This is a genomic window from Pleomorphomonas sp. NRK KF1 (assembly GCF_023721755.1).
Classification (GTDB): domain Bacteria; phylum Pseudomonadota; class Alphaproteobacteria; order Rhizobiales; family Pleomorphomonadaceae; genus Pleomorphomonas.
In genome coordinates this window covers 737,188-756,679 of the sequence record NZ_JAMDLH010000002.1, presented here as the reverse complement: position 1 = coordinate 756,679, position 19,492 = coordinate 737,188, and the positions used below count along the sequence as shown (strand labels likewise).

The following is a 19,492-nucleotide window of genomic DNA, read 5'->3' as shown; positions in this document are numbered from 1 at the left end:
TATACCCGCTCCGGCTGGCAAAGTCTGAGTGGGAAAGCTACTGTCGTATTCGGTGAGAGGCGGAGGCGCCCACCGACGAGGAGGGGTGATGCCGTCAGTTTCTGTCCTGTCCAGCCACGCATGCCACCTTGGCGAAGGGCCGAGCTGGCACCCGGGACGAGCCAAGGCGTTCTGGTTCGATATCCTCGATCGCAAGCTGCTGGAGATGGGGCTCGACGACGCGGCGCCCCAGATCCACGCTCTCCCGTTCCATGCGACCGTCGCCGCTCGCGTCGACGATGATCGGCATCTGATCGCCAGCGATGCCGGCCTGCACCTCCGGTCGATCGATGGCGGCGAGTTGAACGAGCTCCGATCTTTCTGGGACGAGCGCCCTGGCACACGGAGCAACGATGGCGCCGTGCATCCGGCTGGCGCGCTCTGGATCTCCACCATGAGCTGGCGCTTCGAGCCGGGCTTCGGACGGATCTGGTGGTATCGCGCTGGCGAGCTCAGGCTGATCGTCGACGGGTTGACCATCCCGAACTCGATCGCCTTTTCCCCGGACGGTCGCACTGCCTATTTCTCCGATACGACCGAGCACGTCATCTACCGGATTTCGACCGACCCGGTGACGGGCCTGCCTTCCGGTGATCGGCAGATCTTCAGCCGCGTCAGCGGCGGTGGACCCGACGGCGCCACGGTGGACGCCGAGGGCGTGCTGTGGAACGCCCGTTGGGGCGGCTACGCCGTCGATGCTTATGATCCCGATGGTCGTCTCGTCGATAGCATCGCTCTGCCTGCCCGGCAGGTGAGCTGCCCGGCCTTCGTCGGCCCCAAGCTCGACCGTTTGCTCGTTACGTCAGCGTTTGAAGGTTACGACGCGGAGAAGCGCGCCGCCGAGCCGGAGGCCGGCTTGACCTATGTTGTCGACGGTCCGTTCCGTGGGGTGCCCCCACCGGCCGTTCTCGTCGGCTGATCGTCGCATCTGGATAGAGGAGACCGACCGATGTCGCGCCCCCGCCGCCACAAGCTCTGGTTCGACAATCCCGAAAATCCCTCGATGACGGCGCTCTATCTTGAGCGCTACCTCAATTATGGCCTGACCATCGAGGAGCTGAGGTCCGATCGGCCGATCGTCGGCATCGCCCAGACCGGCTCCGACCTGTCGCCCTGCAACCGCGTCCATTTGCGCCTGGCGGAAAGAGTGCGTGAAGGCATCCGGGCCGCTGGCGGCATCGCCTTCGAGTTTCCGGTGCACCCGATCCAGGAAACCGGCCGGCGGCCGACGGCGGCGCTCGATCGCAATCTCGCCTATCTCGGCCTCGTCGAGATCCTGCACGGTTACCCGCTCGACGGCGTGGTTCTGACCACAGGCTGCGACAAGACGACTCCGGCCCTGATCATGGCGGCGGCCACCGTCGATCTGCCGGCCATCGTGCTGAGTGGCGGCCCGATGCTCGACGGCTGGTACGAGGGCAAGCTGGCAGGTTCCGGCACGATCATCTGGGAGAAGCGGCTGCAACTCGCCACGGGCGAGATCGACTACGAACAGTTCATCGAGGCGGCGGCAGCCTCGGCTCCATCGGACGGCTACTGCAACACCATGGGTACCGCCTCCACCATGAACTGCCTGGCCGAGGCGCTCGGCATGTGTCTGCCTGGCAATGCCAGCATTCCCGCGCCTTACCGCGAGCGCGGGCAGATGGCCTACCGTACCGGCGAACGCATCGTCGCCATGGTCGAGGAGGACCTGCGCCCCTCGAAGATCCTGACCCGGCAGGCGATCGAGAATGCCATCGTCGTCAACTCGGCCATCGGTGGCTCCACCAATGCACAGCCGCATATCGTGGCCGTCGCCCGCCACGCCGGCGTTCCGATCGAGCCGATGGACTGGCAGACGGTTGGCTACGACGTGCCCTTGATGGTCAACATGCAGCCGGCCGGCAGCTACCTTTCGGAGGGGTTCCACAGGGCCGGCGGCCTGCCGGTGGTGATGAAGGCGCTCCTCGACAACGGTCGTCTTCACGGCGATGCGCTCACCGTATCCGGTCGCTCGGTCGCGGAGAATCTCGCGCCGTTCCCGGCGCCCGACGGCGAGGTCATCAAGCCCTACGACGCCCCGATGAAGGACAAAGCCGGCTTCATCGTGCTGAAGGGCAACCTGTTCGACGCTGCCATCATGAAGACGTCGGTGATCTCCGACGAGTTTCGCGCTCGCTACCTGTCACGCCCGGGAGCGGAAAACGTCTTCGAGGGGCCGGTCGTGGTCTTCGATGGCTCCGAGGACTACCATCACCGCATTGAGGATCTGGCGCTCGGCATTACCGAGGAGACTATTCTGGTCATCCGCTATGCCGGCCCGGTCGGCTGGCCCGGCTCGGCCGAGGTGGTCAACATGCAGCCTCCCGCCGCCCTGATCGAGCGTGGCATCGGCGCCTTGCCTTGCATGGGCGATGGACGGCAATCGGGAACGTCCGGCTCGCCCTCGATCCTCAATGCGTCGCCAGAGGCCGCCGTTGGCGGTGGGCTCGGCCTGCTCAGGACCGGTGACCGCGTCCGTATCGACCTCAACCGCGGAACCGCCGACGCGCTGGTCGATGCCGAGGAGTGGGAGCAGAGGCGCGCTTCGTTCCAACCCGTCTATCCGGCCAGCCAGACGCCCTGGCAGGAGCTCTACCGATCGACGGTCGGCCAGCTCGCCGACGGTGCCGTCATGGAAATGGCGGTGAAGTACCAGAGGGTCGCCGAAACGGATCCGCGCGACAGCCACTGAGTTCTGGTTGGCCGTCAGCGCTTGGCGGCTGCCGCCACGCGAGCCGCGCCGGAGCGGATCGTCTCGACGATGGCCGTCGCCGCGGCCTCGTTGTCGCCGTCGCCGATCGCCGTCACGACACGCCGGTGCGCCGCGCAGGAGGCGACCTTCGCTGCCGGGTCGTTCACCGGCGTGGTGATGGCGAAGGTCGCGGCAAGCGCCACTTCGATCAGGGCCGAGGCCGTGCGGAAAAACGGATTGCCGCTGATGCGGGCGATGGTGAGGTGAAAATCGAGGTCGGCGGCCGCGAAAAACTCTGGCGAGGCATCGGGCGCTTCCATGCGGTCGACGATGGCGTTGAGCACGGCGACGTCCGTTTCGCTCCGCCTTTGGGCCGCGAGCGAGGCGGCCACCGGCTCGAGGGCCAGTCGAACCTCGGAAAGATGGGCGAGCAGTTCGAGGCCGATGCCGCAGTCGAGGTGCCAGCGCAGCATGTCAGGGTCGAACAGGTTCCAATTCGTCCGCTCGACGACGCGCGTGCCAACCCGCGTCTTGGGCTGGATCAGGCCTTTGGCGGCCATGGTTTTCAGCGATTCCCGCAAAACCGTCCGCGACACGCCGAAGCGCGCCATCAACTCGGCGTCGGACGGCAACAGGCTGCCTTCCGGCCGGCGACCGCTGACAATCTCGTGGGCCAGTTCGCGCACGATCTCATCCTGCCGCGAGCGCTTTTGAACCGTCCGTCGTGTCATGAATCTCCCCACAAACCGCCCGGCGCGCTCCCCGAATCACGCCGCTACGGCCGAGAGCGGGAAGCTGGTGCGACTATGCCACAACCTTAGGGACTTGGGAGCAAGCCGAAAGGCCAAGGTCGAAAAAACCTTTTGTTTTTCGCGAACTTGAGCGACATTGACGGATATCTGAGGACCGCTCCAAAAGAGCGCGGGGAGACAGACATGACACATCCGGTTGAAGACTTCATCACGCTTGACGGCGACAACGGCCTCAAGGCCGTTTTCAGTCCGGCCGGCGCGCAGCTCGTGGCGTTTTACGTTCCGACGAGCTCGGGCGGGCCGGTCCAGACGGTGATCGGTTCGCCCGGTCGTCTCAACGCCCCCGATGGCGACGGCTGGGCCGGCACCATCTGCGGTCGTTTTGCCAACCGCATCGCCGGCGCGAGCTTCACGCTCGACGGCACCACTTATCGCTTGCCGGCCAACGAGGGTTCCAAGCAGTTGCACGGTGGCGCCAACGGCTTCGGTCACCTGAACTGGGAGGTTGAGAGAGCCAGCGGTGAAGTGGTGTTCCGGCTGGATTCGCCCGATGGAGACATGGGTTTTCCGGGCGCGCTGGCCGTCAAGGCGGCCTACGGCCTCAAGGGACAGACGCTTTACCTGGAGATGACAGCCACCACGACCAAGCCGACGGTGGTCAATCTCACCAATCACGTCTACTGGAACCTGCTCGGCAAGGGTGACATCCTCGGCCATTTGATGCAGATCCCGGCGAGCCGCTACACGCCGGTCGACGCCGATCTCATTCCCTTGGGGCCGTTGGCCGATGTGGTCGGGACGCGCTTCGATTTCCGCGAGAAGCGCCCGATTGCCGGTCCTTATGACCAGAACTTCGTGCTTGATGCCGGCCGTGGCGAGTTGCATCTCGGCGCGCGTGCGATCGAGCCGGTCACCGGCCGCACGCTCGAGGTCTGGACGACCGAGCCGGCTATCCAGCTCTACACCGGCGAACACTTCACGCCGGCAATCAAAGCGCCCTTCTCTGAGCAACTCAAGAATGCCGGCTTCGCGCTTGAGCCGCAGACCTTCCCCAACGCGCCGAACGAGCCGAGCTATCCGAGCTCCGTGCTGCGTCCGGGCGAAACCTATCGCCATCGCATCGAGTGGCGCTTCTCCGGCTTCTGAGCCGACGGGAAATGGAGGTGCCCCGCGACACCAGCCGGGGCGCCTCAGGACGAAACGGGCCGCGCCGGTATGACGCGGCCTTTTTCATGCGCGCACAAAAAGAAACCGGGGCCTTTCGGCCCCGGTTGTGAGGTTGGAAGGAGGGGGAGCCTCAGCTCTTCTGCTTGTTGTAGAGGTCGAACACCACGGCGGCGAGCAGCACCAGGCCCTTGACCATCTGCTGGAAGTCGATGCCGAGACCCATGATCGACATGCCGTTGTTGAGCACGCCCATGATGAAGGCGCCGACCACCGCGCCGGTGATCTTGCCGACGCCGCCGGTCGTCGAGGCGCCGCCGATGAAGCAGGCCGCGATGACGTCGAGCTCGAAACCGTTACCGGCCTTCGGGGTCGAGGAATTCAGGCGGGCGGCGACGATCAGGCCGGCGAAACCGGCGAGAACGCCCATGTTGATGAAGGTATAGAAGCTGAGGCGATCGGTGTTGATGCCCGAGAGTCTTGTCGCCTTCTCGTTGCCGCCGAGCGCGTAGATGCGACGACCGATGGTCGTGCGCGTCGTCACGAAGGTGTAGAAGGCGATCAGCACGCCCATGATCACCAGGATGTTCGGGAAGCCCTTGTAGGTCGAGAGCTGGTAGCCGAGGAACACCATGACGGCGACGAGCACGGCGTTCTGCGTTACGAAGAAGGCGAAGGGCTCGACCTCGATGCCATGCGACTCGTTGAGCTTGCGGCTGCGCCAGGACAGGTAGACCAGGAGAGCCGGAATGGCGAGGGTCAGGATGATCGAGGTCGAGTGCAAGGCGCCCAGCAGCGGCAGCTCGGGCAGGGAAACCAGATCGGGCAGGAAGCCGGTGGAAAGCTTCTGGAACTCGGCCGGGAACGGACCGATGTTCATGCCCCCGAGGAGCCACAGCGTCATGCCGCGGAACACCAGCATGCCGGCCAGCGTCACGATGAACGCCGGGATATGGTGATAGGCGATCCAGTAGCCCTGCGCCGCGCCGATGACACCGCCGAGGATGAGGCAGACGAGCGATGTCGTCCATGGGTCGATCTTGTAGTTCACCATCATGACCGCGGCCACGGCGCCGATGATGGCGACGATCGAGCCGACGGAGAGGTCGATGTGGCCGGCGACGATGACCAGCAGCATGCCCAACGCCATGATGACGACGAACGAGTTCTGCAGCACGAGGTTGGTCAGGTTGACCGGGCGGAACAGAACGCCGCCGGTGATGATCTGGAAGAAGACCATGATCACGACGAGCGCGATCAGAATGCCGTACTCGCGCATGTTCTGCCGGAGGAAGACGGCAAGCGACGGAGCGGCCGTCTGGGTGGCTTCGTTGGGCGTATTCATCAAACCTTCTCCCCCGAGCGCATGATGGCGCCCATGATGTTTTCCTGGCTGGCCTCGGCAACGGGCATTTCGGCCACGATCGCGCCTTCGTTCATGACGTAGATGCGGTCGCAGGTGCCGAGCAGCTCCGGCATTTCCGAGGAGATGAAGATGACCGCCTTGCCGGCGGCGACGAGGTCGTTGACGATGGTGTAGATCTCGTATTTGGCGCCGACGTCGATGCCGCGCGTCGGCTCGTCGAGAATGAGCACGTCCGGATTGGCGAACAGCCACTTGGCCAGGACGACCTTCTGCTGGTTGCCGCCGGAGAGGTTGACGACGTCCTGGTAGATGCTCGGCGTACGGATGCGCAGCTTCTGCCTGTATTCGTTGGCCGCCTTGCGCTCGGCATACTCGTCGATGACAAAGTTCTTCGAGATGCCCCTGTGGTTGGCCAGCGTGTTGTTGTGCATCACGTTGTTGATCAGCACCAGACCGAGCTGCTTGCGGTCCTCGGTGACATAGGCAAGGCCCGACTTAATCGCCCGCTCGACGGTGGAGACATCGGCGGGCTTGCCGTTGATCAGCACTTCGCCGGAGATCTTCTGTCCATAGGAGCGGCCGAACACGCTCATGGCGAATTCGGTGCGGCCGGCGCCCATCAGGCCGGCGATGCCTACGACTTCGCCGCGCTTGACGTTGAGATTGATGCCGTTGGAGATCTTCCGATCGGAATGGATCGGATGATAGGCTGTCCAGTTGCGGACCTCGAAGATGGTCTCGCCGACCTTCGATGTACGCTTGGGAAAGCGGTCGGAGAGCTCGCGGCCGACCATGCCCTGAATGATGCGTGCCTCGGAAATCTTCTCGGCGTGGCAGTCGAGCGTCTCGACCGTGGCGCCGTCGCGCAACACGGTGATCTTGTCGGCGACGCGGGAGATCTCGTTGAGCTTGTGCGAGATGATGATCGAGGTGAGGCCCTGCTTCTTGAACTCGAGCAGCAGGTCGAGCAGCGCGTTGGAGTCACTCTCGTTGAGCGAGGCGGTGGGCTCGTCGAGGATGAGCAGCTTCACCTTCTTGGACAGCGCCTTGGCGATCTCAACCAGCTGCTGCTTGCCGACGCCGATGTTGGTAATCAGCGTCGAGGGATTCTCCCTGAGGCCGACCTTGGCCAGAAGCTCGGTGGTGCGGCGCGTCGCCTCGGCCCAGTTGATGACGCCACCCTTGGCGACCTCGTTGCCCAGGAAGATGTTCTCGGCGATCGACAGCATCGGGATCAGCGCGAGTTCCTGGTGAATGATGATGATACCTTCTTCCTCGGTATCCTTGATCGAGCCGAACTTCTTGAGTTGGCCGTTGTAGTAGATCTCGCCGTCGTAGGTGCCGTAGGGATAGACGCCGCTCAGCACCTTCATCAGCGTCGACTTGCCGGCGCCGTTCTCGCCGCAGAGCGCGTGGATTTCGCCTTCCTCTACCGAAAAGCTGACGTCGCTCAACGCCTTGACGCCCGGAAACGTCTTGGTGATGTTGCGCATCTCGAGGATCACGTTCGTGCTCACGCGAGGCTCCTTTGTCCGCCGATCTCCGATGGGCGACAGGCAGGACGTTCTTGTTGTTGGTGTATTGCCGCAAGGGCACCCAGGGGGGCGCACCGATCCGCGCAGCGGGCAGATTTCGAAGACCGCGCGGGGAAAACCCCGCGCGGATAGTCGGGAAGTCAAGACCTGATCAGAGGTCCGATTCCTTGTAGTAGCCGGAGTCGATGACGATCTCCTTGTAGTTGTCCTTGGTGACCAGGACCGGCTTCAGCAGGAAGGACGGAACGACCTTCACGCCGTTGTCGTAGGTCGTGGTGTCGTTGACTTCCACTTCCTTGCCCTCGAGGGCCTGCGAGACCATCTTCACGGTCTGCTTGGCGAGCTCGCGGGTGTCCTTGAAGATCGTCGAATACTGCTCGCCGGCGATGATCGCCTTGACGGACGGCAGCTCGGCGTCCTGGCCGGACACGTACGGCATCGGCGTGCCTTCGGTGCCGTAGCCGACGCCCTTCAGCGACGAGATGATGCCGATCGAGATGCCGTCATAGGGCGACAGCACAGCGTCGACATGCTTGTCGGTGTAGTTGGCCGACAGGATGTTATCCATGCGGGCCTGGGCGGTGGCGCCATCCCAACGCATCGTGGCGACCTGGGCGAAGTCCGTCTGGCCCGACTGAACGACCAGCTTGCCGCTGTCGATGTAGGGCTTCAGGACGCTCATGGCGCCATTGAAGAAGAAGGTGGCGTTGTTGTCGTCGGGCGAACCGGCGAACAGCTCGATGTTGAACGGGCCCTTGCCGTCCTTGAGGCCGAGCGGGGTCTCGAGCGACGAGGCCTGGAGAACGCCGACCTGGAAGTTGTCGAAGGTCGAGTAGTAGTCGACGTTCGGCGAGTTGCGGATCAGGCGATCGTAGGCGAACACCTTGACGCCGGCCTCGTGGGCCTTGGCCAGAATGTCCGTCAGGGTCGTGCCGTCGATCGAGGCGACAACGAGGACGTTGACGCCCTTGGTCACCATGTTCTCGATCTGGTTCAGCTGGTTCGGGATGTCGTCTTCAGCGTACTGAAGGTCGGTCTCGAAGCCGGCAGCCTGGAACTGCTCGACCATGCTATGGCCGTCGGAAATCCAGCGCGACGAGGACTGCGTCGGCATGGCGATGCCGACCTTGCCCTTCTCGGCGGCATAGGACGCGGTGGCCATGGCGGAAACGCCGATCACGAGCGTGGCAGCCAGAATCTTGGTAAGCTTCATTCTCTCCCCCTTCAATCCCGCGAGAGTCGGCGATCTGCCATGCCTCTTCGGGAACTCCGTGTGAGTTGGTGACCAGTTTCGTCAGGCGCTTGTCGCCCCTGACGTCCTCATAAAGCGGGATGTTCCCGCCTTATTCCCTTTTGGGGCCCGGTGACGGGTTGCCACCGGATCCGCGCCTCCCTCCGCACCGGCGGGCGCCGGATGAGGGGAGGGACCTCCTTGTGCGCAGGACGGTCAGTTGACCATCCCCGCGACGCCGCCCCGCTGGGGCGACGATTCGTGTAATCCGGAACAGGTCCGGAAATGCACAGCCAAATCTGCCCTGCGGGCGGCGCGCTTCCGCGCTCCCAGCGGCAGTTTCACCGAAACCGCGCCGCTGTCCAGACCTCGCCGGCACCGACCATCGACTAACGCGACGCCGCATGCCGGAAGGCGGGCGATCTCGACCCGGACGATGGCATTGGACCCCTCGGCTGGGAGCGAAGAGGAAAATCCTCCCGTCTTCCTCACCGTTGTACCTCTGTTCATGACATCTTTGTCCGTGGACGAAATGCCTTGCTGCGACCCGTGTAGTTGCCGTCTTTTGGAAGGGTGCGCCGCTAATGATCCGACAGCACCGGGCTTAAGCCGTGCACCGTCGCAGGCATTGCGCTCGCAACTTCCTGTCATGCCTGATTTTTCCCCCAAATCAGCCGAGATCTCCGGTCCTCTTCCCAGGCGCCGGATCGACTTTATGTAATAGTTTAGCCAAGCGGTCCTGGCTCCGCAAGCCCTGCTTTTATCCGTGCAATCCCTTGCATTTTAGCGGATGGGGAATACGGTGCTCACCCAAGATGCCGTATTTAAAAGAGAAAATTCGACTTTCGGAGATTTCTGAGCGGTTTTCAAAGAACTTTCAATTATAAATTCGATTATCGAACAAAATTTTTATAGGTAAAGTACAAAAAAGCAATCATTAGAGGAAATGTGTCGATTCGGCAAAACCTAAGGATGTCGAACTGTTAGCAAGCCGCTTTCAAACGTCGTAGCGCGCTCGTCATTTTCTCACGGAAGGTTGGCTCGGTGAGTTGCGTTTACGAGACCGGGTTAGACAGGATCGTCCATGTTTTGATGAACGTTTCGGTCAGGCTGGCGTGTCGAAAACGTTGGCGGATGGTCGGAGAAGGGGTGGCGAGGCCGAGATCTGAGCCGGTTGATCGCGGTTGGGAGGTCTCACGGCCTTCCGTTCACCTCGGTGGGGAGGTGGTATTTTGTCGGATTGGTCTACTGAAAATTGTCTTCCCAATCAGAAGAGCGGCGCGCGTAACGTGTATGCGGCCGCTCGTTCCGACATCGAAATTGGGACAAAAGGGAATGAGTCCCTCGCATCGGGCAGCGCCCGATGGCGAAGAATGGTCACCATCGGGCATCGCAAGGGGTACGCCGCTCAACCGGCTGGCTTGGCAGAAGCCTTCTTGGCGGCAAGCATGGCTTTCTTCGCCGCCCCCATGCCCTCCTTCACCTCCTGGCGTGCGCGCCCGAAGGCCATGGCATCACCGGGTACGTCGGCCGTAATCACTGAACCGGCTGCCGTCAGCGCATTGTCGCCCACCGTGACCGGCGCCACCATGACGGTGTTGGACCCGACGAAGACGTCGGCTCCGATAATCGTCTTGTGCTTGAAGAAGCCGTCATAGTTGCAGGTGATGGTACCGGCGCCGACATTGGTCCGGGCGCCGATCAAGGCATCTCCAATATAGGTGAGATGGTTGACCTTGGCACCCCGGTCGACGCGGGCGTTCTTGATCTCGACGAAGTTGCCGACGTGGACGTTTTCCGCAAGATCGGCGCCGGGGCGCAGCCGCGCGTAGGGACCAACGATGGCTCCGCCGGCCACTTTGGCGCCTTCAAGATGGCTGAAGGCGCGGATTGTCGCGCCCGACGTCACGTCCACGCCGGGGGCGAACACCACGTTGGGTTCCACCACGACGTCGCGGCCGAGCTTGGTGTCGAAGGAGAAGAAGACCGTCTCCGGCGCCACGAGCGTCACGCCGCCGACCATGGCCTCGGCGCGCATCCGCCGTTGGAAGATTGCCTCGGCCGCCGCGAGTTGCGCACGGTCGTTGATGCCGACGAACTCGCTCTCGTCTTCGCCAATGACCGCCTCGGCCCTGAGGCCGCGCGCCGCAGCCACAGCTATGGCGTCGGTCAGGTAGTACTCGCCCTTGGCGTTGGCGTTGCCGATCGCTTCGAGCAGCTCGGGCAACAGGCCTTGTCTGAAGGCCATGATACCGGAGTTGCAGAACCGGATGGCCTTCGTCGCCGCGTCGGCGTCCTTTTCCTCCACGATGGCGACGAGCCGCCCGTCCTTGATGATCAGCCGGCCATATCCGGTCGGGGACTCGGTTTGAAAACCGAGGAGGGCGATATCGGCCCCGACGGCGAGTCGGTCGGTCAGGGCGGAAATGGTGGCCGGGCGGACGAGGGGCGTATCGCCGAACAGTACGAGCACCGGGCCTTCATGGTCGACGAGGGCCTCGCGGGCAGCCAGCGTCGCGTGGGCCGTGCCGAGGCGCTCCCTCTGCTCGAAGACTTCAGCATTCTGAGCCGTCTTGCCGAGATGGGCGCGCACCTTGTCGGCACCGGCTCCGATCACCACGGCGAAACGGCTCGCCCCGCCGGCCCGGGCGCTTTCCAGTACGGCGTCGATGAGTGGTCGGCCACCGACCGCGTGCAGCACTTTGGGCAGGTCGGACTTCATGCGCGTGCCTTCTCCGGCCGCAAGGATGACGGCAAGGCAGGACGGATCGATCATGGTGGGCTCCCAAACGACAGTTGCAGCATTTGGCCGAGGCGGGGGGTGTCGGTCAAGCGCCAGACCATGCCGCTCTGACGAAGCGGTGCCCGGGAGGTCACTGTTGCCCGCGTGCGACAGCGTCGAACTGTCGCGGCGCTTCGGCGCAGCCCGCCAGTCTCGGGTGCTGGCGGCGGGCGTGGCAGGCAGTTATCAAGAGCCGGATCGTCGACGACAGGGAGACACCAGCATGGCGGACCGATTGACCGAGAACCGCTTGCCTCCCGTGTCCGTCAAGGAGCGTCGAACCGTCTATGATGGCTGGTTGACGCTGGAAGTGGCGGTCCTCGAAACCACGGTGCATGGCGAACCTCGGCTTGTGCGGCGTGAGGTGCACGACCATGGAGATGGCGCCGCGGTCCTCGTTTACGATTCGGTTCAACGGACAGCGATCCTGGTCCGGCAGGTACGCGCCGCCGCGCTCTTGACCGACGGCAGCGGCGTGACGCTCGAGGCGATCGCCGGCATTGTCGACGACGGTGAGGACGGCGAGACGGCGGTGCGCCGCGAAGCCTGGGAGGAGGCGGGATGCGTCGTCGGCAAGCTGGAATACCTGGGCCGTCCTTACGCCTCTCCGGGCTCGCTGACCGAGCGGGTTTGGCTCTATCTCGGTGAGATCGACTCGTCGGCGCAGCGTGGCAAGGGCGGCGGCCTTGCCGAGGAGAGCGAGGAGATCGAGGTTGTCGAGCTGCCACTGCCTGTGCTGGCCGATCTCGCCGACAATGGCGAGGTGCTCGATCTCAAGACGCGTCTCTTGGTCGAGACACTGCGACGGCGCCGGCCGGAACTTTTCGCCTGAGTTTTCACGACCCTCTCAGGGGCAATCGACGATTCGGTCGGCCGGCACCTGATGGCAAAGGCGCTCGGCGTCGATCCAGCCGGCCGACAGCGCAAGGCCAAGCGCGTCGACGGTGATGGTGAAGGGTTGCAGATGCAGCTCGTAGGTCGTCCCCTGTCCGTCGTCGAGCCGTCTTGCCACCCCGAGCTCCCGCGGCGAGCGGCCATCGGCCAGTTGCAGCGCCGTTTCGGCCGCCTTTCGGGCCAGCGCCTCATGGTCTTCCCAGATGGTGGCGGTCTGCTGCCCCCGCGCGATGCGATTGAGCGTCTCCGGATCTCCGCCCTGGCCGACGACGGCAACCTTGTCGACGAGCCCCCGCTCTTCCAGCACTGAAATGGCCTCTCCGGCACTGGCATCGTCCGGCGTCAGCACGGCGTCAACGGCGTTGCGGGTGGCGTCGAGGATGTTGCCGAAGGCCCGGCGGGCATTCAGCGACAGCCCCCCCGGCGTGTAGGCCTCCCCGGCAATGCGGATCAGCCCGGCACTGATCGAATCCTTGAGAACGCCGATCTGGCCGGCATAGAGACGCGCGGTCTGCGGATCGTCGAAGTCGCCTTTCAGCAGCACCCAGTCGCCACGTGGTCGCGCCGCGTAGAGCGCCAGCGACTGGAGCCTTCCGACATCGGACTGATTGAAGCCGATTGAGAGCACGCCGTCGAGACCGATCGGCTGGTCGTAGCCGATCACCGGCATGCCGGCAGCGATGGCTGCCCGGATCGATGGCTCCAGCGCACGCGAGTCGACCGCGGCGACGATCAGCACGTCGACCTTGGCGTCGATCAGACTTGCGACGTCGAGAATCTGCTTGGCGGCCGACAGGCGCGCATCGGTTTCGATCACCGCTCCGGACCCGGCGGATACCGCATCGCGGAGCGCTTCGGAGTCCAGCTTCCATTGATGGGCGGTGTCGCCCGGCCAGCTCACGCCGATCACCGGTCCGGCCGCCGCTGCGTGGCAGAACAGCCCGAGGGCGATGACCGGAAGCACCTTCCACATGCTGACGACGTCCCCCCAATGTCGTTCCACAAGCGAGCGGACAGTACGCTCCATGGCTGCCGTTGTGAAGCTGGCCGCTCGGCCCGCTCGATCCAAGGATTATCTTTGAAGCCCAAAAAAAGCGTGGACCGGGGCCAAGGGCAATGTCAATATCCGGTGCCGATCTGGGCCGACTGCTTTGGGGGAAGCGGGACGGTCCCCGAGGCCGTTTTGCCTTTGGGATGCGCGGCAGGGGCGGAGGAATCCAGAACGGCTTCGGCCCAAGGGTATCTTGGCCCGAACGATCAGGTCGGGGAAGGCCTAGGTAGAAACAAGAAATGGGGCGCCGGCACAGGGATGATCCAGCCGGTGGCGGAGGACGAGCGTTATTATGACCGTGCGTGGAGATGGCTCGCGGCGCGTTTCCGTCGGCAAAGCCGACAGCGATCATGTCCGGCGACAGAACCGGTCCCTGGTATTGTCGGCGTTGCGCCGACGCGAACCGATCGCCCGTGTCGATCTCGGGGCAGAAACCAACCTTTCGCCGGCCACCATTACCGCCATTACCGCCGATCTGATTGCCGAGGGTTTGGTCGAGGCCAGTGACGACGAGGTGGAGAGTGGCGAGGTTCAGGCCGAACCGGTACGGCGCGGCCGGCCCCGCGTCATGTTGCGCCTCGATCCGACGGCGGGCTACGTGCTGGCGGCCAAGATTTCGCGCGACAGCGTCGTGCTGCAACTGGCCGACTTCGACGGACACATCATAGATCGCCAGGACGCCATCGTGCCCACCTATGAGGAGACGCGCGAAAGCTTTCCCGTCAAGCTGGCCGACCTGCTCGGCCGCATCGTCGCCGACAACGGCGTCGATTTCCGCCAGGTGGCCGAGATCGCCATCGGCGCGCAGGGCTTCGTCGACACCAACACGGGCTCGGTGATGTGGTCGCCGGCCTTCAGCGTCCGCGACATGCGCCTCGTGGAACCGCTCCGGGCGTTGACCGGCCGCAACTGCATTCTCTCCAACGACGCCAACATGATCGCGCAGGCCTTGCACGAGGCCAATCCCGATATCTACAGCGGCACGTTCGCGGTGATCTTCGTCGATCAGGGCGTCGGCGCCGGTCTGTTCGTCGGCGACCGACTGCATCATGGCGCCGCCGGCTCGGCGGCCGAGTTCGGCCACATGAATCACATCCCCAATGGCGCCCTTTGCCAGTGCGGCCGGCGTGGCTGCCTTGAGGCATACATTGCCGACTACGCCATTCATCGCCAGGCACTCGGTCTGCCGGAGGACGCCCCGTCGCTCAGTGTCCGTCCCACGCAGGGGGAGCTGATTGCCCACGAGGCAGCCGCCTATGCCGGCGATGAGGCCATGCGGGCGATCTACCATCGGGCGGGCGAAACGCTGGGCTACGGGCTCGCCCGACTGATGGCGCTGATCAATCCGAGCCGCATCGTGCTGACCGGCGGTTCGGTTCGCGCCTATCCGCTGTTCGAGAGCGGGCTGAAGGCGGCGATCGAGGCGGCGCTGGTGGAGGATCTGCGGCGGTCGACGGTGATCGAGACGCTGCCGTGGCAGACCGACATGATCATGACCGGTCTCATCTCCTACATGCTGACGCGTCTCGACCGTGAGGTCTTCGCCAATCCTGCCGAGGCCCGGCGGTTCCGAGTCGGATAACCCTGATCTATTCCGCCGCGAGCTTCGGCTTGGTCGGCGCAGTCGGTTCGCCCTCGGTGAGACCAAGCGCTTCGGCGGCGGTGAGCTCACCGGACAGCAGGCGTTCGACATGCCCGCGCGGCTTGGCGAAGCCGGCCAGCACCAGATAGGCGACCGGCGTCAGGAACAGCGTGAAAACGGTCGCAAAGCCGAGACCGCCCACCAGCACCCAACCGAGCGCGACGCGCGCCTCGGCGCCGGCCCCGAAGGCCAGAACCAGCGGTACCGCGCCGACGATGGTGGCGATCATCGTCATCACCACCGGTCTCAGGCGGATCCGCGCCGCCATTTCGATCGCTTCTCGCACACTGCGCCCTTCGTCGCGCAGCTGGTTGGCGAACTCGACGATGAGGATGCCGTTCTTGGCCATGATGCCGACCACCATGACGAGGCCGATCTGGCTGTAGATGTTGAGCGTTCCGCCGGTGAAGCGGATGGCGAATACCGCGGCGGCAAGGCCGAAGGGCACGGTGGCGATGATGATCAACGCCGCGACGAAACTCTCGAACTGCGCGGCGAGGACCAGCAGCACGACGACCAGCGCGAAGCCGAACGTGGTGGCAAGACCCGCCGACGTCTGGGCCAGCGCCGCCGCCTCGCCGGTCTGCTTGATGTCGTAGCCGGCCGGCAGGACCGACCCGGCGACCTCGTCGGCCACCTCCATCGCCTGCCGCAGCGCCACGCCGGGGGCCGGATCGATGGAGATGGGCACCGCCCTCTGCTGGCCGTCGCGCGACAGGCCGGGTGCCGTCGATCCTTCGACCAGAGTTGCAATGGCGCTCATCGGCACCATCCGTCCATCGCCGGTTCGCAGGAAGACATTGCCGAGATCGGTCGGGTCGTCGATCGGCGTGGCGGACGACACCAGCTTGACCGGAATGATCCTGTCGCCAACCGAAACGTCGGCCACCTCGCGGCCATCGAGAACCGCTTGCAGCGCCTGGGCCAGCCCGGCAACGGGAATGCCGAGATCCTGCGCCCGATCGCGATCGATGCGAATGGACAACTGCGGCTGCGTCGGCTGATAGTCGAGGGTGGCGCTCCGCACTTCCGGCCGCGTCTCCAGTGCCTTGATGAAGGCATCGCCGACCTTGGCAAGTCCGTCGAAGTCGGGACCGACCAGGGAAAGGCGCAAACCTTGCCCCCCGCCGCGTATGCCGAGCGAGTTGGAACTGAAGGCTCGCGCCTGGATGGACGGAATGGCGGCGAGTTTTCCGTTGATCTCGGCGGCGATCACTTCCTGACTGCGCGTCCGCTCTTCCCAGGGGGCGAGCGTTACCATCATGAAACCGGAGTTGGTGTCGCCACGCCCGGCGATGGCGAAGCTCGCGGTCGCCTCGCCGCTGTCGAGATAGGGTTGGACGACGGCGGCCACCTTGTCCATCTGCCGTCCCATGTTGTCGATGGAGATGCCGGGAGGCGCGGTTACCCGCAGCATCACCGAACCACGATCCTCACGCGGCGTCAGTTCGCTCGGCAGACTCTGGAAGACGCCCCAGGCGACGGCGGCGAAAGCGACCGACAGAGCGGCCACCACGAGAGGGGCGGCCAGGGCGGCGTGGAGCAGTCGGCCGTAGAGGGCAGCGAGCGGTCGGCCGATCGAGCCGAGCAGGCGCGGCATGACGGCGCGCTTCTGCTTGTCTTCCGCCGGCAGGACCGTGGCGGCGAGCATCGGTGCGAAGGTTAGCGCCGTAAAGCCTGAGATGGTGACCGCGATCGCCAGCACGAATCCGAACTCGCGGAACAGGCTGCCGGCGGTGCCCGGCAGGAAGGAAATCGGCACGAACACGGCAGCGAGGGTGGCCGTGGTGGCAAGGACGGCGAAGAAGACCTCCTCGGTGCCAAGCACCGCCGCGGCGCGTGGCTTCATGCCCATGTGCCGGCGGCGGACGATGTTCTCCAGCACGACGATGGCATCGTCGACTACGAGGCCCGTGGCGAGCACCAGGGCCAGGAGCGTGACGATGTTGATTGAGAATCCGGTCAGCCACATCGCCGCCAGCGTTCCGATGAGCGACACCGGAATGGTGACGGCTGGAATCAGCGTCGCCCGCCAGCTGGCAAGAAAAAGATAGATGACGGCGATGACGATCGCGACGCCGAGCCCGAGGGCCAGGATCACCTCGTGCAGGGCGCCGTTGATGAAGCGTGCCTCGTCGGAGGTAACGGTGAGCTCGACCCCATCGGGCAGCGTCGTCTTGAGGTTCGCGACCACGCGGGCGACATCGTTGGAGATCTGGATCGAGTTGGATCGAGCGGCGCGAACGATGCCCATGCCGATGCCGGCTCGGCCGTTGATCTTGAGCTGCGATGTGCCGGTGTCGGGGGCGAGCGACACGGTGGCAACGTCGCCGAGGCGCGTGGTGCCGTCGATCAGCAGGCGGGACATGCCGGCGGCATCGGTGACGCGCGCGTCGGCGCGGACCACGAGGCTGAGGTCGCGGTTGGCGAGCGCGCCGGCGGGGCTGTCCATCGATACGGTGGAAAGCGTCTGGGTGAGATCGGCGACGGTGAGGCCGCGCGCTGCCATCGCCGTCTGGTCGATGTCGACGCGGAACACCGGCTCCTGGTCTCCGAACACCTGCACGTCGGCGACGCCGTCGACGGCGGCGAGCGCGTCGGCGATACGGTCGTTGACGAGGCTGGTCAGCTCCTCGAGCGACACGCTGTCGGAGGTGACGGCGAGGCGGATGATGGCGTCGCCGTCGGCATCGGCCTTGACGATCTGCGGCTCGTCGACGTCTTCTGGCAACTGGTTGCGGATACGGCTCACCACATCGCGAGTGTCGTTGGCGGCGACGTTGAGGTCTGTGTTCTCCGAGAACTCGATGGTAACGCGCGACCGGCCGAAACTCGACCGCCCCGATATCGACGTCACGCCGGCAACTCGCGATACGGCGGATTCGATGCGGGCAGTGACGTCGGTGTCGATTGTCTCCGGCGCCGCGCCGGCATAGCCGACGGTCACGGTGACGACGGGCCGGTCGACGTCGGGCAACTCGCGCACTTCCACGTCACGATAGGCGGCGAGGCCGGCGACGATCACCAGCGCGTTGACCACCAGCGCCAGCACGGGCCGGCGGACGAACAGCGCGGTGAGGGCGTGGCTTCGGCTCATGGCATGGCCTCCTGGGCCTTGCCGGCGAGTTGCTCGGGTTCGTCAGCGATCCGGACGGGCGAACCGGTCCGCATCGACTGAATGCCTTCGATCACCACCGGGTCGCCGGGCTTGAGGTCGCCGTTGACCAGCACCGTGTCGGCGTTTCGTTCGATGATGGCGACGCCAGTTCGCTTCGCCTTGCCATCGGCGATGGTCCAGACATAGGAACCATCCCGGTCCCATTGCACGGATGGCGCCGGCACGGCTGTCTTCTGGATGCCGGGGAAGTGGAGCGTCACGGCGAAGGACATGCCGGGGCGAAGGACGTCGTCGGGATTGTCCACCGTGGCCTGGGTCACCAGCGTGCGGCTGTCGGCTTCGATCCGGCTACCGACGGCGGTGACCTTGCCGGAGAAGCTGACGCCCGGTTGCGACGGCGTCGCAACCTCGATCGGCTGCCCACGGGCGACACGGGCGGCGAAGGCCTCGGGGATGCGGAACTCGACCTTGATTTCCGATCGGTCATCCAGCGTCGCGATCTCGGTCGAGGTCGACACCATGTCGCCCACCTCCACCGAGGTCAGGCCGACGATGCCGGAAAACGGTGCGGCGATGGTACGACGGCTAAGATTGAGCTCGGCCTCCTGCAGGGCCAGTCGGGCCTTGGAGAGCTCGAAACGGGCGGTATCGCGCTCGGCGGCGGAAATGGCCCGCGTTTCAGCAAGTTTCTCGTTGCGAGCCGCCTTGGCCTCGGCATCGTCCAGGGCGACCTTTGCTTGCTCCAGGGCGATCCTTTCGCTGTCGTCGTCGAGACGAACCAGTGTGTCGCCGGCCTCGACCCGCTCTCCGGACGTGAAGGATACCTCCGTCACCATGCCGGTGACCCGAGGGAATATGGCGACCGTGCGCGCCGCCTCAGCCGTGCCGATGGCGCCGACGCGGTCGGCAGTCTCGATCATGAGGACGGGAGCGGTGACGACCAAGATAGCCCGACCGGCGCCAGCGCTTCCGGCTCCATTGCGTTGTGGCCCCTCGGACTTCCGCACCTTGGCGTCCGCTCCATCGGATGAGGCGAGAAAGACCCATCCCGGCAGAAGCGCCTCCGGAACGCCGGCCGCCATCAATCGGGCGCGCGCAGACGGGTCGAGGGCGCCCCAGCCGATGATCCCCGCCAGTCCCAGAAGCAGGGCAAGTACCAATTGTTTCCAGAAGGCCATGTCCGGCTCCGTTTCGGCTATGTA

The 19,492-nt window shown here is 64.7% G+C and carries 13 protein-coding genes; 5 read left to right on the top strand and 8 right to left on the bottom strand.

Annotated elements, in window-relative coordinates:
* The first annotated feature begins 88 nt into the window (after positions 1 to 88).
* On the top strand, positions 89 to 958 hold the full coding sequence (locus M4J39_RS08805; RefSeq protein WP_251727431.1) for an SMP-30/gluconolactonase/LRE family protein: 870 nt from the start codon (positions 89 to 91) through the stop codon (positions 956 to 958).
* Positions 959 to 988: 30 nt separating this feature from the next.
* A complete protein-coding gene (locus M4J39_RS08800) occupies positions 989 to 2,755 on the top strand; it encodes an IlvD/Edd family dehydratase (RefSeq protein ID WP_251727430.1) in 1,767 nt (588 codons plus the stop codon).
* A gap of 14 nt (positions 2,756 to 2,769) precedes the next feature.
* Here the strand turns inward: M4J39_RS08800 and M4J39_RS08795 are convergent, their stop codons facing one another.
* Entirely contained in the window at positions 2,770 to 3,486 is a 717-nt protein-coding gene (locus M4J39_RS08795) for a FadR/GntR family transcriptional regulator (protein ID WP_251727429.1), read from the bottom strand.
* Between the two features lie 204 nt (positions 3,487 to 3,690).
* On the opposite strand from M4J39_RS08795, the gene M4J39_RS08790 reads away from it, so the two are divergent.
* The gene (locus M4J39_RS08790; protein ID WP_251727428.1) at positions 3,691 to 4,653 is read left to right on the top strand and encodes an aldose epimerase family protein; all 963 of its coding nucleotides are present in this window, start codon (positions 3,691 to 3,693) and stop codon (positions 4,651 to 4,653) included.
* Between the two features lie 151 nt (positions 4,654 to 4,804).
* Here M4J39_RS08790 and mmsB read toward each other — a convergent pair whose 3' ends face one another.
* The 4 genes from mmsB to glmU form a co-directional block, all read right to left on the bottom strand.
* Positions 4,805 to 6,016: a multiple monosaccharide ABC transporter permease gene (gene mmsB, locus M4J39_RS08785; RefSeq protein ID WP_251727427.1), complete on the bottom strand. Its 1,212-nt coding sequence runs from the start codon at positions 6,014 to 6,016 to the stop codon at positions 4,805 to 4,807.
* Positions 6,016 to 7,530: a multiple monosaccharide ABC transporter ATP-binding protein gene (gene mmsA / locus M4J39_RS08780; RefSeq protein WP_251727596.1), complete on the bottom strand. Its 1,515-nt coding sequence runs from the start codon at positions 7,528 to 7,530 to the stop codon at positions 6,016 to 6,018. The genes mmsB and mmsA overlap by 1 nt, the downstream gene beginning before the upstream one ends.
* A gap of 193 nt (positions 7,531 to 7,723) precedes the next feature.
* Entirely contained in the window at positions 7,724 to 8,785 is a 1,062-nt protein-coding gene (chvE, locus tag M4J39_RS08775; protein WP_371875422.1) for a multiple monosaccharide ABC transporter substrate-binding protein, read from the bottom strand.
* A 1,426-nt stretch (positions 8,786 to 10,211) separates the two neighbouring features.
* A complete protein-coding gene (gene glmU, locus M4J39_RS08770; protein WP_251727426.1) occupies positions 10,212 to 11,579 on the bottom strand; it encodes a bifunctional UDP-N-acetylglucosamine diphosphorylase/glucosamine-1-phosphate N-acetyltransferase GlmU in 1,368 nt (455 codons plus the stop codon).
* Positions 11,580 to 11,808: 229 nt separating this feature from the next.
* Between glmU and M4J39_RS08765 the strand changes: the two genes are divergently transcribed.
* Positions 11,809 to 12,417, top strand: a complete 609-nt coding sequence (locus M4J39_RS08765; RefSeq protein ID WP_251727425.1) for an NUDIX domain-containing protein — start codon at positions 11,809 to 11,811, stop codon at positions 12,415 to 12,417.
* A gap of 15 nt (positions 12,418 to 12,432) precedes the next feature.
* Here the strand turns inward: M4J39_RS08765 and M4J39_RS08760 are convergent, their stop codons facing one another.
* Positions 12,433 to 13,452, bottom strand: a complete 1,020-nt coding sequence (locus M4J39_RS08760; protein ID WP_251727424.1) for a substrate-binding domain-containing protein — start codon at positions 13,450 to 13,452, stop codon at positions 12,433 to 12,435.
* Between the two features lie 370 nt (positions 13,453 to 13,822).
* Between M4J39_RS08760 and M4J39_RS08755 the strand changes: the two genes are divergently transcribed.
* A complete protein-coding gene (locus tag M4J39_RS08755) occupies positions 13,823 to 15,112 on the top strand; it encodes an ROK family transcriptional regulator (RefSeq protein ID WP_251727423.1) in 1,290 nt (429 codons plus the stop codon).
* A gap of 7 nt (positions 15,113 to 15,119) precedes the next feature.
* On the opposite strand, the gene M4J39_RS08750 is transcribed toward M4J39_RS08755, so the two are convergent.
* Both M4J39_RS08750 and M4J39_RS08745 read right to left on the bottom strand, forming a co-directional pair.
* Positions 15,120 to 18,269 carry an efflux RND transporter permease subunit gene (locus M4J39_RS08750; protein ID WP_251727422.1) on the bottom strand — a complete coding sequence of 1,050 codons (3,150 nt, stop codon included), beginning with the start codon at positions 18,267 to 18,269 and terminating at the stop codon, positions 15,120 to 15,122.
* A complete protein-coding gene (locus tag M4J39_RS08745; RefSeq protein WP_251727421.1) occupies positions 18,266 to 19,468 on the bottom strand; it encodes an efflux RND transporter periplasmic adaptor subunit in 1,203 nt (400 codons plus the stop codon). The genes M4J39_RS08750 and M4J39_RS08745 overlap by 4 nt, the downstream gene beginning before the upstream one ends.
* Between the last annotated feature and the right edge of the window lie 24 nt (positions 19,469 to 19,492).

Excerpts from the sequence above, each read along its gene's own strand:
- M4J39_RS08805 (WP_251727431.1), top strand. The coding sequence starts at position 89 with ATGCCGTCAGTTTCTGTCCTGTCCAGCCACGCATGCCACCTTGGCGAA.
- M4J39_RS08800 (WP_251727430.1), top strand. The coding sequence starts at position 989 with ATGTCGCGCCCCCGCCGCCACAAGCTCTGGTTCGACAATCCCGAAAAT.
- M4J39_RS08795 (WP_251727429.1), bottom strand. The coding sequence starts at position 3,486 with ATGACACGACGGACGGTTCAAAAGCGCTCGCGGCAGGATGAGATCGTG.
- M4J39_RS08790 (WP_251727428.1), top strand. The coding sequence starts at position 3,691 with ATGACACATCCGGTTGAAGACTTCATCACGCTTGACGGCGACAACGGC.
- mmsB (WP_251727427.1), bottom strand. The coding sequence starts at position 6,016 with ATGAATACGCCCAACGAAGCCACCCAGACGGCCGCTCCGTCGCTTGCC.
- mmsA (WP_251727596.1), bottom strand. The coding sequence starts at position 7,530 with ATGCGCAACATCACCAAGACGTTTCCGGGCGTCAAGGCGTTGAGCGAC.
- chvE (WP_371875422.1), bottom strand. The coding sequence starts at position 8,785 with ATGAAGCTTACCAAGATTCTGGCTGCCACGCTCGTGATCGGCGTTTCC.
- glmU (WP_251727426.1), bottom strand. The coding sequence starts at position 11,579 with ATGATCGATCCGTCCTGCCTTGCCGTCATCCTTGCGGCCGGAGAAGGC.
- M4J39_RS08765 (WP_251727425.1), top strand. The coding sequence starts at position 11,809 with ATGGCGGACCGATTGACCGAGAACCGCTTGCCTCCCGTGTCCGTCAAG.
- M4J39_RS08760 (WP_251727424.1), bottom strand. The coding sequence starts at position 13,452 with ATGTGGAAGGTGCTTCCGGTCATCGCCCTCGGGCTGTTCTGCCACGCA.
- M4J39_RS08755 (WP_251727423.1), top strand. The coding sequence starts at position 13,823 with ATGACCGTGCGTGGAGATGGCTCGCGGCGCGTTTCCGTCGGCAAAGCC.
- M4J39_RS08750 (WP_251727422.1), bottom strand. The coding sequence starts at position 18,269 with ATGAGCCGAAGCCACGCCCTCACCGCGCTGTTCGTCCGCCGGCCCGTG.
- M4J39_RS08745 (WP_251727421.1), bottom strand. The coding sequence starts at position 19,468 with ATGGCCTTCTGGAAACAATTGGTACTTGCCCTGCTTCTGGGACTGGCG.